The organism is Streptomyces sp. NPDC101225 (genome assembly GCF_044767585.1).
In the GTDB taxonomy this organism is placed as follows: Bacteria; Actinomycetota; Actinomycetes; order Streptomycetales; family Streptomycetaceae; genus Streptomyces.
Map to the genome: position 1 here is coordinate 1 of NZ_JBIWOE010000063.1, position 16983 is coordinate 16983.

Sequence of the window (16983 nt, forward strand, 5' to 3'; positions counted from 1 at the left end):
CCGTCCGCTGCCTGCCCCTACACCTCCGCGATCATGCCCCGCACACGAAGAAGTCCCTGTTCATCGAACAGGGACTCCCTTTGCCACAACGCACTGACACCGGGCCAAACCCGTATCCCACTGCCCCGTCCATGCCCGGCGCCAGTCTTCCCAGCGGTGCCTTGCCCGACACCGCGCCGGGCAAGGCGGCGGCATGTCGGAGCGCTGCCGCTCCGGCGGTCTTGGCGCACACCTGGCCAAGGCCGCCGGAGCGGCAAGACGTCAGGTGAAACCCTTGACACCCGAAGTGACGGATCACGCGCGCGGTAGTTCTTGAAGAGAACGACGGGCCGCTGACGGTGCAGGAGTTGGAGACACCGGTCACCGGTCCCGGACAGGTGTTGGTGCGGATCAAGGCGAGCAGCGTCAATCCGCTGGACACAAGAATCCGCACCGGAACGGCCCCGCACGCCCAGCGTGGGTTCCCCGCGGTGCCGGGCCTGGATCTGTCGGCACCGTCGAGCAGATCGGCCCCGCAGTGACCGAGTTCGCCCTTGGCGACGAGGTGTACGGGATGCCCGAAGGCGCCGGAGCCCTGCAGGGCTCCCTCACTCAGTACGCCGCAGCCGCTCACCTGCTGGTCCGCGAGCCTGCCACCCTCACCATGCGCGAGACCGCGCCCTGCCGCTGGTGGTGTCCTCACCGCATGGGAGGGCCTGGTCTGCCGCGCATTGGTACGCGCCGGCCACACGGTGCTCGTCCACGGTGGCGCCAGCGGTGTTGGGCACTTGGCCGTCCAGATCGCCCATGCACGGGTGCCGAAGTCTTCGCCACCGCCTCAGCACACTGCTTCGACACCGTCGAACACCTCCGCGCCACCCCGATCGACTACGCCACCAACCCGTTGGGGAGTACCTCGCTCAGTACTCTAGCGGCGAGGACGCCGACATCGACACCGTCGGCAGCCCCACCTTGGACGCCTCGTTCGAAGCGGTCCGCACGCACCGGCCACGGCGTCAGTGCCCGCTGGGGCAGCCACAGCATTTCCCCCGCTGGCATTCCGCAGCGCCGCCTACTCTGGGGTCTTCGCTCTGGCCCCCCATGCTCTCCGGCCACGGCCGACAATAGGATCGCCAGATCCTCCGAAAAGTGCAGAACTTGCCGAAACGGGAAGCATCAAGCCCCTGCTCGCTCCTCGCCGTCTCCCTGGCCGACGCTGCCGCGGCGTACACCGTGGTCGAAAACGGAACAGTCACCGGCAAGGCAGTCATCGACATCGAGTAACAACCTTCCACCCGAGGGGGTTCATCGGCTTCGGGGAGGAGCGGGGGCGCCCGGAGACTGCGAGCGCCTACGTCCGGCCCAACCCACCGCGTGACAGGGCATCAAGGCCCGCAATCAGCCTCATGCAAAGTTGTGCTGCTCCGAGCGGTCAGCTATCCGGCCCGGCGTGCCTGCATAGCCGGCGGCCAAATCGACAGGATCGTGCAAGGACGCGCGCGGATCGTTCTACCGATGAGCCGGCCGTCGGTATTTCATTGGGAGGGATCGGCCCATCGGAGAGGTCGGCCCGAAACGAGCGGAGACCATCCATGCCGCTGGACAGCTACGTCACCCTGGGCAGATCAGGACTGCGCGTCAGTCCGTTTGCGCTGGGCGCCATGACCTTCGGTGAAGACCCGCCGGGCGCGGGATCGAGCGTGGAGGAGTCAGAGAAGATCCTTGCCTCGTATCTGGACCTGGGCGGGAACTTCATCGACACGGCGAACTTCTACACCAACGGGCACTCCGAGCAGATCATCGGGGAGTTCTTCGCGCGGCACCCCGGCCGACGCCAGCACACGGTGCTGGCGTCCAAGTTCTTCTTCAACCTCTTCCCCGGCAATCCGAACGGCGGCGGCGCCGGACGGTCGTCCATCATTGCCCAGCTCGATGAGACCCTCCGGCGGCTTCAAACCGACTACCTGGACCTGTACTGGCTCCACAACTGGGACCGCAACACTCCCGTCGAAGAGACCATGCGGACGCTGGACGACCTGGTTCGGACCGGAAAGATCCGCTACATCGGCTTCTCCAACACCCCGGCGTGGGTCACCGCGCAGGCGCAGACTATGGCGATGCTGCGCGGCTGGGCCCCGCTGATCGCGCTCCAGGTCGAATACTCGCTGTTGGCCCGCACCGTCGAGGGCGAACTCGCCCCGCTCGCAGCGGACCAGAAGATGGCGCTGGTGCCCTACCGGCCGCTCAAGGGCGGCTTCCTGTCCGGCAAGTACCGGCGCAACACCGAAGTCACCGACTCTGCCCGCAGGACGCTGATCGGCGGTCCGGACGAGAGCGAGTTCACGGTGATCGAGGCGGTCGCCTCGCTGGCCTCCGAACTGGGCGCCACCCCCGCAGCGGTATCGCTGGCGTGGTTGCTTGCCCGGGCGGGCACCGTAGTACCGATCATCGGCGCCCGCCGACTGGAACATCTGCAGGACAACCTTGCCGGACTGGAAGTGTCCCTCAGCCCCGGGCAGGTGCAGATGCTCGACGAGGTCTCGGCCCCGGTGCTGAACTACCCGGCCCCCATGCACGGGGACTTGCGGGCAATGCTGCAGTTCGCGGGCACGACCGTCGACGGCGAAGCATCCACCGTCTACCCGCCGCTGCTGCAGAGCGATGTCCGCTACTGATCCCGCCAGCCCCGCACACCGGTCATCTCGCCGTCGGGCAGGAACAGGCCAACCGGCGCCCTGTGAGCTGCGCCGTAGACGGAATCGTCGCCCCGATGGCAGGGGGACTGCGCGCAAGAAGGGCGGTCAGTCAAGACGGACCGCGACAAGCACCGGGCCGCCCGGAACGGTGGGAAACCGCCGCGCGTCCCCCAGCCCGCAAGCGGCGAGAATCTCCACTATCCGGTCCGTGTCGTAGGAGTTCCCACCGTTGCGTACGGCAGTCCACCCGGCGATGGCCCGGCTCAGGGGGTCGGCGACCGCAGGATTGGTGCCCACGACCATCCAGCCGCCCGGCCGGAGCGCGTCGACCAGCCGTGGTACGGCGGCATCCAGCACCGCCTCGGTCAGGAAGGGTGCAGGCAGCCAGACGAGGTCATACGCGTCCCGCTCCGTCAGTTCCGCGACATCCAGATGGCGTAGCAAGACCCGGTCGGCGACCTCCGGTTCGGTGTCAGTCAACTCCTTGCGGGCCAGATCCAGAACGCGCTCCATGATGTCGATGCCCACGACCTCGGCGTGCGGAAACGCACGCGCGACGGCACACGCCAGCGCCGCCACACCCGTACCGACATCCAGGACGCGACTTCCCTTGTCCGCCAGCCGCTGCTCCAGGCCGGGCAAGGCCGGAACCACCCGGGTGGCCAGTGCGCGACCGGTATTCGCCGACGCCCGCCCCTGATTCAGCAAGACCGCGTCATCCTGCCCCGCCCAGGCACCCTCGGCGGCACCGGCCGGATTCTGCGCCGCAGCCGTCACGGCCTGGCGCAGCGAACTCAGACGCGCCGCCGCCGCGCTGCGGGCCGTCGGCCCGTCGGGATACACCCAGGACGGGTGCGCGATGAACCCGTCCCCGTCCCTGCGCACCAGCCCAGCAGCTTCCAGAACGGCCGTCCGCGGCCGATCGGCCGCCAGCACCTGCTCCAGGGGGAGCGTGGCCGCGTCACTGAGCGTGCCGATCAGCGCGGCCAGTGCCCACGATGCGGCTTCCAGCACGGCTGACGGGTCGTCTTCCAGGTTCAAAACAGGGCCGGGATCAGTGGAGGAAGCAGATGTGGACATCGAAAACCCCTCATCGGAACGGAAGTTGAGATCAGAACCATCATGCTCATTGAAGCAGTTGCCGCACTGAGGAACGCCTGCACTCACTGAGCGTTTGGTCCTGTCTCGGTCGAGTTGGTGTTGTGGTCAGCGCTGCGGACTGGGCTTGGCCCTGACGAGTTCGACCGAACTACCTGACACGGGGCGGTTCAACGTACCGCGCCGCCGGGCAGCGGGCTGTGACCGCGCGGGCAATGGTACGGGCAATCACGTCGGGCGTGACGCTCATCCTCTCGGCCCGCACGAGCATGCTGCCGGCGTGCTCGTAGGTGTCGGTCCAGGGCGAATCGGCGGAGTGGTAACGAGCGAGGCCCTTCATGCTGGTCCCGGCGAAGTTGGTACGCGCACCTCCGGGTTCAACGAGGATGACGCGGACACCGAAGGGGGCCAGTTCCATCCGAAGCGCGTCGGAGAGCGATGCCACTGCGTACTTGGTGCCGTTGTATCCGCCGAGGAGTGGGGTGGTCATGCGACCACCCACGGAGGAGAGGTTCACCACCCGGCCTGCGCCGCGGGCGATCATCTTGCCGACGAAGGCCCGTGTTGCCGCCATGAGGCCAAAAACGTTGGTGTCGAACATCGCCCGGAGGTCCTCGTCGCTCATCTCCGCCGCGGAAACCGCAAAGGCGAAGCCAGCGTTGTTGATCAGTACGTCGAGTCCGCGGCTCTCCGTGATGCGGTCAACCTCGGCCACGGCCGCCTCGATCGAGTCACTGGAGGTTACATCGAGTGCCAGGGTGTCAAGTGTGTCGTCCGCCTCGCGAGCGAGGTCGGCGAGCGCCGTCTCAGTGCGCCCCGTCGCGATCACGTGGAAGCCTTTGCGCGCGAGGTGGAGCGCAGTGGCCCGCCCGATGCCTGAGGTCGCCCCCCGTGATGAGGACCGCGGTCCGTCGTGTGGTGGTCATGTCTCGATCTCTTGTTTGGGAACGCCTTTGAGGCGAACCGTGCGGGGTCATCGTCCAGAGCGGCCGCTTGACTCCGGACGGCAAAGATCCGCTCGACGTTGTCAGTCCCAGGCTGGCACCAGGTGGTCGGGGAGATCGTCTGGGAAGCGGGCGCCGTAGCCGCCACGCGGAAGGATCTCGGCGATCCGCCCCAGGTCGCCCTCGGTGAGGTCGAGCGATGCGGCCGCGACGTTCTCGCTGACGCGGGCGGCGCTGCGGGTGCCGGGGATCGGCACGATGTCCTCGCCCTGGGACAGCACCCAGGCCAGCGCCAGCTGGGAGACCGTCGCACCCTTGTCGGCGGCCAGGCGGGCGAGCCGGGCCGTCGCGTCGGTGTTGCGCTCGAAGTTGCCCGGCTGCCAGCGCGGGTCCCGGCGGCGCAGGTCGTCGTCGGAGTACTGGTCGGCCGGCGTGGCGGTGCCGGTCAGGAAGCCCCGGCCGAGCGGGGAGTAGGGCACGAAGCCGATCCCGAGTTCGCGCAGCACGGGGAAGAGGACTTCCACGTCGCGTTCGAACAGCGAGTACTCGGTCTGAAGCACGGAGACCGGCTGGACCGCGTGGGCGCGGCGGATCGTGCTCTCGCCCGCCTCACTCAACCCGAAGTAGCGCACCGTGCCGGCATCGATGAACTCCTTCACCGTTCCGGCGACGTCCTCGACGGGCACCTTCGGGTCGGGCCGGTGCTGGTAGAGCACGTCGATGTGGTCGGTGCCCAGGAAGCGCAGTGAGTTCTCGACCACCTTCCGGATGTGTTCGGGCCTGCTGTCGACACCGAAGTCGGGGGTGAATCCGAACTTGGTGGCGATCGTCACCTCGTCCCGGAAGGGGGCCACTGCCGCGCCCACGACTCGCTCGTTGTCTCCCCATCCGTACAGCTCGGCAGTGTCGAACATAGTCACGCCGAGATCGTGGGCCCGCCGGATGGCATCAGCGCCCCCCGCGGGGTCGGCCTCGCCGTAGGCGATCGAGATGCCCATGGCACCGAATCCGATCTCGGCGACCTCAAGACCCTGCCGGCCGAGCCTGCGCTTGTGCAGTCGTTCATTCATCATGCTGGCAGTGTAGGCCATTAGTGGCAGAGTCTGCCAATGGTGTCCGACTAGACTTGCCCGTATGACGGATGTGGCCCCGATCCCCCTGCGCCAGCACGCGCGCGACGCCGTACGCCGCCAGATCGCCCTGACCGCGATCGATCTGTTCGAAGAGCATGGCTTCGCCCACGTGACCGTCGGCGACATCGTGAAGGCGGCCGGCACCTCGGCAAGGACTTTCCACCGGTACTTCTCGTCCAAGGAGGACACGGTCCTGGTCGACGCGGCCGCCAACGGTGAACTCATCCGGAGAGAGCTGGAGCAGTGCACCGACCTGGAGCCCTGGACCGCGCTACGTCAGGCGCTCCAGCCGTTGGTGGACATCACCACGAACGACGACGGGCGCGCACTGCGCGCGATGCGAGTGCTGCTGAGCATGCCGTCGCTGCGCGCCCGCAGCACCCAGAAGCACCAGGAGTGGGCAGAGTTCCTGATCCCCGTACTGCGCTCGAACACGGAAGCCGACGCCCTACAGGCCCGGGCCCTGGTCCTCAGCGCACTGTCGTGCTGTGACGCCGCCCTCGAAGAATGGGTCGCCGAGGACGGCGCCCGACCGCTCGCGGACATCCTGGACCACGCCTTCACGTCGGTGGGATACCACCAGTGACCTGACGAGCAGGTCAGAGGCTGGTCTGGTTGTCGGACCGTATGCGCACAGACCGCGCCGATTGGCAGTATTCACGGTCCGGCGGAGTCCTTTGGCTGTTTCGCGCTGTAACGCTGGCTCCTGCATTGCCCCTTGACGATCTGGCAACGCATCACAGCCTGGCGGGTCAGCGTCAGAGCAGCGCTTACATCGTCGCGCCGACGACGAGGCGACGGTGCTGCGCCTGGTGAAAAGCCTGGGCTCTAACGCAGTTGATGCCGGGGCCACTGACGAATGCACGGCTGCTTGAGCCGGGGTGCCCCGCCGTTTCACGTTGTCCTGTGTTGCCGACGCCTACGATGCGGTCGAGAGCCACACCGCCGCCGGCAAGGTCGGCGTCGATGTCGAGCACTGACGCAGTCAGGACCGCGACACCATCCCTCCGAGGAAGAGGGATGGCGCGCATGCTCGGCGCGGTATCAACTACTCAGCACTTTGGCGGCTTTGAACAGCATCGGGGACACAGCACGGCGACGCCGGCGGCTTTGCTCGGCCGGGGCGGCGGGATGCTCACCTGCCCCGGCACGCAGGAGAGCGGTCACCAGACCGCCGACTGTCTGGTGACCGCCGTTCAGGCTCCCCCGGTGTGGCGTATGCGCCGCGAACGAACTTCTGCGCTGCCGGCCCAGGGGGCTGCCTCACCGCGCGGAACCGCGCCCGCGTCGGCCACGAGCACGTCCAGTGAAGGGCAGCCCGGCAACGGCCGCCTATCGCCCGGTCCGGTGAGGCGGTGTAAGAGCCCTCCATCGTCAAGGTGACAGTGCTGGGGCTCGAACAGGCCCAGGTCAGTAACCCGCCGGAGAGGACCTCAGTAGGGCTTGTAGGGCAGAAACTTGCCGCTCATGGTGATACCGACTCGGTCGCCGGCTTCGTGCTCCAGGCGGGCAACGTCCATTCGGAAGTCGATGGCACTCATGATGCCGTCACCGAATTCCTCGTGGATGAGTTCCTTGAGGGTTGTGCCGTAGACGCTCACGATTTCGTAGAGCCGGTAGATAAGGGGATCCGACGGCACGGGTGACTCCAGCGTGCCTCGGGTCGGCGGAACCTGCAGCACAGCGATCGCCTCGGGAGGCAGCTTGAAGATGTCTGCCACTTTGGCCGCCTGCTCTGCGGTGAAGGCCATCTGGCCCAGACAGCTGGCGGTGACCCACTCCTTGCTTCCTCCGACCGATTCCGCCACGTCTGACCACCGGATGCCGTGGCGGATCTTCGCTTCGATGATCTGCTCGGTGACTACGTTTCTGTTCATAGTTGCGGCTTTCATCTCCAGTGGGTTGACTGAACGTCAGGCCGCATTCAGCTGGCTGATGGTGTGCTCGGTGGACCACACGGCACTGGCCAGAAAGCGGAAGTTGATGAGGGCGGCCAGGTAGCCGTCGCCTTCCGGCAGTCGGGGACCGGCGGTGGCATCGCGGACGACCACGACCTCGAACCCCTGCTCGACCAGTTCTCGGAGATGGCCTTCGGTGCAGAGGTTCGCGGCCATACCGGCCAGGATCACCTGCGTGATGCCACGCTTGCGCAGTTGGAGGATGAGGTCGTTCGACTCCGGCCCCACGATCTTGTGCGGGGAAGCGATGATGGTCTTCCCGTCCAGGATGTGTTCCTTGTACTCCGGCAGGAAATCTGCCCCGGAGTCGGTAAAGCCGTCGAGGGCGAGCGGACCGGTGCGGCGGAACATGCCGACACTGTGCATGAACTGCTCCAGCGGGCCGCCGAACTGCCACTGCTGGTCGGAGGAGTAGAGGTAGTGGGGTGACACGCCAACCGTGATCCCTGCCGCCTTCGCGGAGGCGAGGAGCTGGCCGATGTGGTCGATGGTGCCGTTCTCCGTGATGCTGTCGCCAAAGACAGGCCAGGCAACGCCCTTCGGGCTCAGGAAGTCGATCTGCGGGTCAGTGATCACCAATGCCGCACGTGCGGGATCGAGCACGAATCCGCTTCCGGGGAGTGCAGGCTTTGCAGGTTCGGCGTAGACACGAGCATCGGACATAAGGGGACAACTCCTCGTGTTGGGGTGGGCGAGAGACGAGCATAGCTGACCAGTCATCTTTTTACGGGCTTGCGGAGGTCCCCGTCCGCCGGGCATCAACCTTTTACTTCACGGAAACAGTTGATGCTTCCAGCAGAAGCGGGATCGTCCGAGTAACGAACCTTTCGTAGGGGGCCCGTTGCTGTCGGATGCGGCCCTGCATCACCGCCCCCTCCCATGCCTCGACGATCACGAAGGCAAGTTCCTTCGGGGACGCGTCACCCCGAAGGTCGCCGCGTGCCTGAGCCTCACGGAGGCACACTGCGACCAAGTCCGTCCATCGATCCATGATGTGACCCAGCCTCTCGCGCACGTCCGCACTGTGGTCGGCCAGTTCGAGCGACATGTTGGCGACGAAACAGCCCATGGCGAAGTCCCGCTGTGCGTTGTGTTCCGTCATGGCCAGGAAGAAGGCCGTGACGCGTTCGATGGGTCGCCGGGACGCATCTCGCAGGAGGAAGCCGAAGTCTCGTTCGATGGATGCCCAGTAGTGCTCGAGCACCGCGACAGCGAAGTCCTCCTTGCTGGCGAAGTAGCTGTAGAACGATCCCTTGGGCACACCGGCGCTGTCGGTGATCTCTTTGATGCCGCATCCGTTGAAACCGTTCGTGTGGATCAGTTCAAGGCCTGCGGTAAGGAGGCGCTCACGGACGAGCGGATTGGCTGGGCGCGGCATCCTCTGATGGTAACCGAGTGGTCAGCTATGGATGCTTTGCCCGCGCCTTGGGTGGGTGTCTCAGGTGAGGTTCCCCTCCTACTGTGGAGACCGTGACCGGAGGGATAGTTGGGGTCATGGCATCCAAGAAGCGCCTCTACGATGCGGAGTTCCGCGAGGGGGCGGTACGGATCGTGTTGGAGACCGGGAAGCCGGTCCCGGAGGTGGCCGCGGATCTGGGCATCCATTCCGGGACACTGCACAGCTGGGTGTCGCGGGCGCGGCGTAACGGGTCGCCGTCGTCGGACCGGCCGGCGGCAGAGCCGTCTCCTTCCGGTGGTCGGCTGCGGGAGAGTGAGCGCGCGGAGCTGGACCGGCTGCGGGCCGAGGCCAGGGAGAAGGACAAGCGCATCCGCGAGCTGGAGATGGAGCGTGATGTGTGCAAGCGATTCGTGGCCTTGTGGGTGAAGTAGCTGACGCGGACCCGGCCGTGGCGGTCGGGGTGATCAGCAGCTGCAAGGCCGAGCAGAAGATTCCGTACCGCACCGCATGTCGGGCACTTGGGGTGTCGGAGTCGTGGTTCTACAAGTGGCGCGACCGCCCGCCGACGGCGCGGGAGATGCGCCGGCAGCGTCTGGCGGAGGAGATCGAGGAGATCTTCCGCGGCTCGGGCGGCACCTACGGCTCGCCTAAGGTGTTCATCGAGCTGATCCGCCGGGGCTGGCGGGTGTCGGTGAACACCGTCGCCAAGCTCATGGCCGAACTCGGCCTGGCCGGACGGAAGATCCGAAGGCGCCGGGGCCTGACCCGGCCCGGGAAGCGGGCCGCGGCCCCGGACTTCGTGCGCCGGGACTTCACCGCCGAGGAACCGGACCTTGTCTGGGCGGGCGACATGACCGAGATCGACACCGGCGAAGGCAAGCTCTACCTCGCCACCGTCATCGATCTGTTCTCCCGGCGGCTGCTCGGCTACGCGATGGGCGTCCGTCACGACGCCGAGCTGGTGGTGGCCTCACTCAACATGGCCGCGGCCACCCGGGGCGGCAACGTCCGCGGCGTGATCATGCACACGGACAGGGGCAGCGAGTACTGCTCGCGGCGCTTTCGCCGGGCCTGCCGGCGACTGGGCGTGACCCAGTCCATGGGCAGAGTCGGATCTTGTTTCGACAACGCCGTGAGCGAGGCGTTCAACAGTGTGCTCAAGGTCGAGTACGTCCACCGGCACGCCTTCGCCACCCGCACAGAGGCCCGGATCAGGATCGCCACCTGGATCACCGACTTCTACAACACCAGGCGGCTACACAGCGTATGCGGGTTCAAGAGCCCGATCGACTACGAACGCGATCTCGAACTGGCCTTGTCCGTGCTCTCCGGGCCGGACGGCATCGACGGATACGCGACGGCGCCGCGTGATCGAGCCCGCCCGGTCCCGACCGACGGTGAGATCCGGGTGGGCTGGCTGGTGCGGCCGGGCTTCGGCCCGATCGATCCCGAGGTCGCCGCCACCGTCGAGCAAGCCGCGCAGGTGCTGGGCAGACTCGGCATCCGCGTGGAGCCTGTCCGCATCCCTGCACTCGAAGAACTCAACTATGCGGAGCTGCGGCTGGCCCTGTTCAGAGCCGAGACGGTTGCCTACTTCCGTGAGCACGTTGCCGACCGGACGGACGAACTCCACCCGGTGATCACCCGTACGCTCAACCAGCCCGAGGTATCGCTGGCCGACTACGTGGCGGCGCAGCAGGCCGTCGAAAGACTGAGAGCCTCGTTCAGCGCCTACTTCGCCGAATTCGATGCTCTCTTGTGTCCTGTGGTGCCGATTGCCGCTCCCATCCCCAACCAGGCGGAGTACGTGATCGACGGGGACACAGTGCCGGCCGCCCATATCGTGAGGGCCACCGTCCCGTTCAACTTCACTGGTTTGCCAGCCTTGTCGGTGCCATTCGGCATGACCGGCGACGGCCTGCCCATTGGCGTGCAGCTGGCCTCCACCTGGTTCGACGAGAGCACGATTCTGCGATTGGGTACCTTGCTGGAACCCGACAGCGCCCTACGCGACCGGAAGCCGCCGCTATGACCACCGCGGGGACTTGGTTTGTCCTGGCCGCGGCATCGCAACAGGTCCTGGAACGGGAGGGCCACCGAGTGGCCGCCACCGGTATTCCCCTTCAGCAGGCGTGACTACACCGCGGTGAATCCGCCGTCGACGGTGAGGGTGGCGCCATGGATCTGAGATGCCTCGTCACTCGCGAAGAACACGACAGCGGCGGCCACCTCCGCCGGGGTACCGGCGCGGCGGGAAGGCAGGCCCGCGATGATCGGCGCCAGGGCCTCCTGCATCGCCGCCACCTTCTCCGTGAGGGTGGGGCCGGGCGCGACGGTGTTGACCCTGACGCCGTGCGGCCCGTACTCCGCGGCCCACGACGCGGTGAGTGAGTGCACGGCGGCCTTGGTCATGCTGTAGAGCGCCGAATGCGCCATCCCCCGCATGCCGTTGATGGATCCCAGGTTGACCACCGCGCCGTGGCCACGCTCGGCCATGGCCGGCGCCAGCATGCCGGTGAGGAGGAACAGCGACCGCACGCTCACGGCCAGCGCCTCGTCGATGGTCTCCTGCGTAACCTCGGCGGTGGGGGTGGGAGCGAGCAGGAGCGCCGCATTGTTGACAAGCACGTCGATCCGTCCACCAGCCGCGGCGACCGCGTCGGCGGCGAAGCGGCCGATCACATCCGCACCGCCGGACAGATCCGCCTTGACGAAGGCCGCTGTGCCGCCGTTCTTCTCGATCTGTGCCACCACCTCTGTGCCGCGACGCTCGTCACGTCCGCTGACGACGACAAACGCGCCCTCGGCGGCCAGGGCCGCCGCAATGGCGGCGCCGATGCCGGTGGTGGAACCGGTGACCAGGGCCGTCCGTCCGGTGAGTCGCTGGGGCATGACGCGGTGCCTTTCTCTACAAAACAGGCTGGGAGCGGCAACCATGCCAACCCAAAAATGGACTTGCAAGTCCAAAAAAATGGTGGGCAAACTATGCGAAGACTTGGGAGTCGATCACTGCGGCGGGCGCGTCAGCGCCGCCCCGTACCGTCTCGGGTGACCTAGCGCGAAGTCGGCGGGAATTCCCAACTGCTGTGCTCCTAGGACCGACTGACGGCAGAAGTGTGATGCCTTGTCGGCGACACCCCGGGTGTATCGGCCCAGGTTCGGCTACGCGTGCAGGGTTGGCGCATTTTCCCTCCAGAGTGCGGGCGCTGCTGCCCGGACCAAGCAGAGCAGCCACTGGCAACGGCCCGGGTGCCAGCCACGATTGGTGAGGTGATGCGCATGGCGCTGCAGGACCGACGATTGTTCCCGCTGCAACGACAGCTGCTCGCCGTGCCGGCGTGCTGGGATGCCACCGGCGCGCTCCGGATGGCATCGACCTGGAGGGTCCCGACGGCAAGCCATTCCCCGATCGCCCTGGACGCCCGCCTGAATCCGAACTGACCAGCGCACGACACTGTCGACGGGCGCCTGCGCTCGCCTGCGCCGAGGCTTGCGCCGGACACGGCGATCGTCCCACCACGTTGGCGCCGAATCCATCCGACCAACTGATCCAGGCGTGCCGCATGTAGCCCGCGGACGCGATAGGTGCGTGGACCAGGGGGTGGCCACTGCCACCGCATCAGGCATCGCCGGGGTCGTTTCGCTGGGGACCAGTCCAACTCACCGAGTTCGCAGGCGGCGGGGGTTTGGCCCAGACCCTGCCCTTCGTCCACTCGGCGATGTGAAGGGCACGGGTGACAGCCGTGGCCGATCAGATGGGCTGACTCCATGAAATAGTGCTACCACCGCAAGCAGGTGGCGTCAGTGCTCGACATCGACGACGACCTTGCCTGGCCTCGTGCGACTCTCGACTGCATCATAGGCATCGTCAGCGTCGGACAGAGCGAAGCGGTCGGGAAAAAGCAGAGGCTTCAGAGTTCCGGCATCCACCAGGGCGGCAGCTTCACGCATGATTTCACCTTGGTACTGACGGCCATGGCCCGACAGCATGGGGGCGAGAGCGAAAACCCCAGAGTAGGTGGCGCTACGGAAGGACAGTGGGGAAATACTGTGACTCCCCCACTGCGCGCTGACCACATGCCCCGTATATGGGTGCACCGCGTCGAAGGAGGCGTCGAGGACCGCGCCGCCGACCGTGTCAAAGACAACGTCGAAGCCTTCGCCTTCGGTATACCGGGCGACGTAGTCCTCCACGGCGGTTGAGGTGTAGTCGATCGGAACAGCTCCGAAGCCCTCCACTACAGGGAAATCACGCGATGTCGTGGTGGCGAAAACCTCGGCCCCACGCGAGCGTGCGATCTGGACGGCCACGTGACCAATGCCTCCGGCACCACCATGCACAAGCACCTTCTGACCACCTCTGACCTGCGCACGGTAGATCAGAGCTTCCCATGCTGTGATCACCACGAGGGGCAGAGCTGCGGTCTCGCGCATACTCAGGGACGTCGGCTTGTGGGCCAGGAACCGGGCATCCACCGCGGCGTACTGGGCGAGCGAGCCCTGAAGGTCGCCAGCGCCGCCAGTCATGCCGTAGACCTCATCGCCCGGCTGGAACCCGGTTACCCCTGGCCCCACCCTCACGACAGTGCCTGCCATGTCCAGGCCCGGCACGGCAGGGAACTTGCGCTGCGCATGCGGCGCCTGCCCACGGCGGATTTTTGTATCCAACGGATTCACACCGCTCGCCGCGATCCGTATCAATACCCTCCCAGGGCCGGCGACCGGGTTCTCCAGCTCCCCTACTTCGAGAGGCCCGTCCACTCCGTCTAGAATTACCGCGCGCACAACCTGTCTCATTTCTAGAACACTTGATAGTAGGGAAATGCGGCGAAGGGGGTTGGCTCATGCCCTCAGCTGTAATCCTAAATTCGGACGTCTGGCTGCGAAAGCACGCAGCACCTACTCCTGCCGCACCTGCCCCCCTGATGGCGATACAACACTAAACATGGGGAGGTGAGCAGGCCGTGCACTTCCCTGATTCTGTGCGCCCCGGCAACATATCTGTGCGCGTATGACCAGTTATAAATTCGGGCTGCCATGCGAGCGTTTTGCACCACCCAGTTTGAGGCTGGCGTCCATTGTGAGAGGCAATCTGTGGTCTCCGTGCGCGGCCCCCCCGTTATCTTCTTCGCGGTCCTGCAAGAGGACCGCTGGCCTCCGGGCCCGGCATGGCTGTTCCCCCCTGTCGAAGGCATGACCTGGGGGGTGGTGCCACCGGGCCCGAGAGGCGCCGTTGGAGACGCTGATCAGAGGTCCGACTACCGCCTGGCCCCGCGCAATGCCCGGCCGTTTGCGGGCGGCAGGTCTGCATAACGTGGATGCGCGCACGACGCCAACGCCCCGGCCAGCACGTACGACATCCGTTCGGGAGGACGGCTTGAACGACAACGACGAGATAGGCGTCTTCCTCGGCCTGGACGTCGGCAAGACGAACCATCACGGGCACGGACTCACCTCGACCGGCAAGAAGGTCTTCGACAAGCAACTGCCCAACACCGAACCGAAACTGCGGGACGTCTTCGAGAAGCTGAAGACCAAGTTCGGCACCGTCCTCGTCGTGGTGGACCAGCCCGCTTCCATCGGCGCCCTCCCGCTCACGGTCGCCCGGGACACCGGCTGCAAGGTCGCCTACCTGCCCGGGCTGGCCATGCGGCGGATCGCCGACCTCTACCCCGGCGAGGCGAAAACCGACGCGAAGGACGCCGCGGTGATCGCAGACGCGGCCCGCACCATGCCGCACACCCTGCGCTCGCTGGAACTCACCGACGAGATCACCGCCGAGCTGACCGTGCTCGTCGGTTTCGACCAGGACCTGGCGGCCGAGGCCACCCGCACCTCCAACCGGATCCGCGGCCTGCTCACCCAGTTCCACCCCAGTCTCGAGCGGGTCCTCGGCCCGCGCCTGGACCACCCCGCGGTGACCTGGCTGCTGGAACGCTACGGATCCCCGGCCGCCTTGCGAAAGGCCGGACGCCGCCGGCTCGTCGAGGTGATCCGACCCAAAGCCCCACGCATGGCAAAGCGGCTGATCGACGACGTCTTCGACGCACTCGACGAACAGACCGTCGTGGTCCCCGGCACCGGCACCCTCGACATCGTCATTCCCTCCCTGGCCCGCTCCCTCGGCACCGTCCACGAACAACGCCGGGCCACAGAAGCCCAGATCACAGCCCTGCTGGAGGACCACCCTCTTTCGAAGGTCCTGACGTCGCTGCCCGGCGTCGGCGTCAGGACCGCCGCCACGCTGCTGGTCACCGTCGGCGACGGCACCAGCTTCCCCACCGCCGCCCACCTGGCCTCCTACGCCGGCCTCGCCCCGACCACGAAGTCGTCCGGGACCTCGATCCACGGCGAACACGCGCCCAGAGGCGGCAACCGACAGCTCAAACGCGCGATGTTCCTGTCCGCGTTCGCCGCCCTGCACGACCCCGCCTCCCGCGCCTACTACGACAAATGCCGAACCCGCGGGAAGACCCACACCCAGGCACTCCTCCGCCTGGCCCGACAACGGATCAACGTGCTCTTCGCGATGCTCCGCGACGGCACCTTCTACGAACCCAGAACCCCACGCCTCGCTTGACGAAAGACATAGAGGACCCCCCCCGCACACCACACCGGCGATCGTTGCGGCAGGCAACGCGCGGCCGTGTTCGGGGTCCGAGCGGAACGGAACAGAGAACCGGCCTTGCTGTCACACGTTTCGACAGGGCGTCCGTGCCTCGCGCCTCTCCCTAGCTGCTGCGGTTGTCTGTTCGTCGTGTTCGCAGCATCCGCATGACGGTCACAGGCAAGGGGTGCTGTCTGCTGTCCCTGCTTCCTGCCCGTGGTGACGACGAGGCGCAGGACGGTGTCGCGCATGCACATCTCCGGTTCAACGCAGGTGAAGAGCCATGGACAGCAGGTCGTCGTCTGCGACACGAGCGCCGCCCGATGGTCTGCCACGCTTGCGGGCGAACTCGTGGCCTTCCAGGATGCGCCCGCGGATGTCCTCGCGCTCCACCGGACATGGCCGCCAGTACGGACACGGCCCGGAGGGGTCGTGCGAGCCCTCCAGCTCCCCGGAGAGAAACTCCGGGTCGCCGTCGCCGGCCTTCAGCTATTCGGCGAGCATGGCGAGTTCGATGCCGCGGTCGAGCCGTTTGCGCTTGAGGGTCACGGCGATGCCAGAGGTGTGGATCTCCCCGGCAGGCTTCACGGCGGCATCCAGCTCGGGGTGCCGGGAGGCAGGGGTGAAGATCTCCTCCGAAAAAGCGTCACCCAGCCGCAGCGAGGAAGTCGAGCGTGCATCGAGGGACTGCCGGACGGTCGAGGCGCGGGCGTACCCGAGGTGGACACCTCCGGCCGGTTCGGCGCCAGCGCTCACGGCCTGGGTAGCGCCGTCCACACAGACCCCGACTTGCGTACGGCGGGGGTCGACACGCTGGGGGCCGTGGCGAGTTGAGGCGCGAGGCGGAAAGGAGCGGTGTGGTGTTAGATGGCCACCTTGCTGTTGCCGACCCGGCACCGGGAGCCTGCGGGGCGGCGCAGGTGGACATCGGGCCCACGCGCTTGAAGCCGTAGCCCACACCCATCGTTTCCTGAGGGCGTTTCAGGCGCCCAGGGGTTGCCCTACCTTTCAAGACGAGCTGATCTGATCACTCGGACGATCGCTTACGGGATTTGACTGCCCGGGGCTCTCGGCGACGACTCGACCGCCAGTTGGGAGACCCGACTCGACCGCTGCTGTAGGACAACGCTGGCGAGGTCGTCTGCGGGATCGATGCACGACGAGCTGGC

16 protein-coding genes and 1 pseudogene are annotated in these 16983 nt (G+C 66.7%); 7 read left to right on the plus strand and 10 right to left on the minus strand.

The features are described 5' to 3' along the window. The first annotated feature begins 383 nt into the window (after positions 1-383). Positions 384-521 carry a hypothetical protein gene (locus ACIRPX_RS42955; protein WP_404205598.1) on the plus strand — a complete coding sequence of 46 codons (138 nt, stop codon included), beginning with the start codon at positions 384-386 and terminating at the stop codon, positions 519-521. Between the two features lie 1050 nt (positions 522-1571). After that, positions 1572-2654 carry an aldo/keto reductase gene (locus ACIRPX_RS42960; protein ID WP_404205565.1) on the plus strand — a complete coding sequence of 361 codons (1083 nt, stop codon included), beginning with the start codon at positions 1572-1574 and terminating at the stop codon, positions 2652-2654. Between the two features lie 126 nt (positions 2655-2780). On the opposite strand, the gene ACIRPX_RS42965 is transcribed toward ACIRPX_RS42960, so the two are convergent. From ACIRPX_RS42965 to ACIRPX_RS42975, 3 genes and pseudogenes are all read right to left on the minus strand, one after another. Next, on the minus strand, positions 2781-3842 hold the full coding sequence (locus tag ACIRPX_RS42965) for a class I SAM-dependent methyltransferase (RefSeq protein ID WP_404205566.1): 1062 nt from the start codon (positions 3840-3842) through the stop codon (positions 2781-2783). Between the two features lie 82 nt (positions 3843-3924). Beyond that, positions 3925-4650 (minus strand): annotated as a pseudogene (locus ACIRPX_RS42970) (SDR family oxidoreductase); the annotation flags it as partial. Between the two features lie 150 nt (positions 4651-4800). Continuing rightward, positions 4801-5790, minus strand: a complete 990-nt coding sequence (locus tag ACIRPX_RS42975; RefSeq protein WP_404205567.1) for an aldo/keto reductase — start codon at positions 5788-5790, stop codon at positions 4801-4803. Positions 5791-5851: 61 nt separating this feature from the next. Between ACIRPX_RS42975 and ACIRPX_RS42980 the strand changes: the two genes are divergently transcribed. Beyond that, entirely contained in the window at positions 5852-6436 is a 585-nt protein-coding gene (locus ACIRPX_RS42980) for a TetR family transcriptional regulator (RefSeq protein ID WP_404205568.1), read from the plus strand. 184 nt (positions 6437-6620) lie between these two features. Here ACIRPX_RS42980 and ACIRPX_RS42985 read toward each other — a convergent pair whose 3' ends face one another. The 4 genes from ACIRPX_RS42985 to ACIRPX_RS43000 form a co-directional block, all read right to left on the minus strand. Continuing rightward, positions 6621-6827, minus strand: coding sequence for a hypothetical protein (locus ACIRPX_RS42985; RefSeq protein WP_404205569.1), 207 nt, complete (start codon positions 6825-6827; stop codon positions 6621-6623). Positions 6828-7283: 456 nt separating this feature from the next. Then, positions 7284-7727, minus strand: a complete 444-nt coding sequence (gene cynS, locus ACIRPX_RS42990) for a cyanase (RefSeq protein WP_404205570.1) — start codon at positions 7725-7727, stop codon at positions 7284-7286. A gap of 36 nt (positions 7728-7763) precedes the next feature. Further along, on the minus strand, positions 7764-8471 hold the full coding sequence (locus ACIRPX_RS42995) for an isochorismatase family protein (protein WP_404205571.1): 708 nt from the start codon (positions 8469-8471) through the stop codon (positions 7764-7766). 103 nt (positions 8472-8574) lie between these two features. After that, entirely contained in the window at positions 8575-9186 is a 612-nt protein-coding gene (locus ACIRPX_RS43000; RefSeq protein ID WP_404205572.1) for a TetR family transcriptional regulator C-terminal domain-containing protein, read from the minus strand. A 116-nt stretch (positions 9187-9302) separates the two neighbouring features. Here ACIRPX_RS43000 and ACIRPX_RS43005 point away from each other — a divergent pair, with 116 nt between their 5' ends. Further along, the gene (locus ACIRPX_RS43005) at positions 9303-9638 is read left to right on the plus strand and encodes a transposase (protein WP_404205573.1); all 336 of its coding nucleotides are present in this window, start codon (positions 9303-9305) and stop codon (positions 9636-9638) included. Then, the gene (locus tag ACIRPX_RS43010) at positions 9605-11239 is read left to right on the plus strand and encodes an IS3 family transposase (RefSeq protein WP_404205574.1); all 1635 of its coding nucleotides are present in this window, start codon (positions 9605-9607) and stop codon (positions 11237-11239) included. The genes ACIRPX_RS43005 and ACIRPX_RS43010 overlap by 34 nt, the downstream gene beginning before the upstream one ends. Positions 11240-11343: 104 nt before the next feature. On the opposite strand, the gene ACIRPX_RS43015 is transcribed toward ACIRPX_RS43010, so the two are convergent. Further along, positions 11344-12099 carry an SDR family NAD(P)-dependent oxidoreductase gene (locus tag ACIRPX_RS43015; RefSeq protein ID WP_404205575.1) on the minus strand — a complete coding sequence of 252 codons (756 nt, stop codon included), beginning with the start codon at positions 12097-12099 and terminating at the stop codon, positions 11344-11346. A gap of 387 nt (positions 12100-12486) precedes the next feature. Here ACIRPX_RS43015 and ACIRPX_RS43020 point away from each other — a divergent pair, with 387 nt between their 5' ends. Then, complete coding sequence (locus ACIRPX_RS43020) at positions 12487-12648, plus strand: hypothetical protein (RefSeq protein WP_404205576.1); 162 nt, start codon at positions 12487-12489, stop codon at positions 12646-12648. Between the two features lie 360 nt (positions 12649-13008). Here ACIRPX_RS43020 and ACIRPX_RS43025 read toward each other — a convergent pair whose 3' ends face one another. Next, on the minus strand, positions 13009-14004 hold the full coding sequence (locus ACIRPX_RS43025) for a zinc-dependent alcohol dehydrogenase family protein (protein ID WP_404205578.1): 996 nt from the start codon (positions 14002-14004) through the stop codon (positions 13009-13011). Between the two features lie 580 nt (positions 14005-14584). On the opposite strand from ACIRPX_RS43025, the gene ACIRPX_RS43030 reads away from it, so the two are divergent. Then, positions 14585-15787: an IS110 family transposase gene (locus ACIRPX_RS43030; RefSeq protein ID WP_404205579.1), complete on the plus strand. Its 1203-nt coding sequence runs from the start codon at positions 14585-14587 to the stop codon at positions 15785-15787. Positions 15788-16303: 516 nt separating this feature from the next. Here ACIRPX_RS43030 and ACIRPX_RS43035 read toward each other — a convergent pair. After that, complete coding sequence (locus ACIRPX_RS43035; protein ID WP_404205580.1) at positions 16304-16570, minus strand: hypothetical protein; 267 nt, start codon at positions 16568-16570, stop codon at positions 16304-16306. Between the last annotated feature and the right edge of the window lie 413 nt (positions 16571-16983).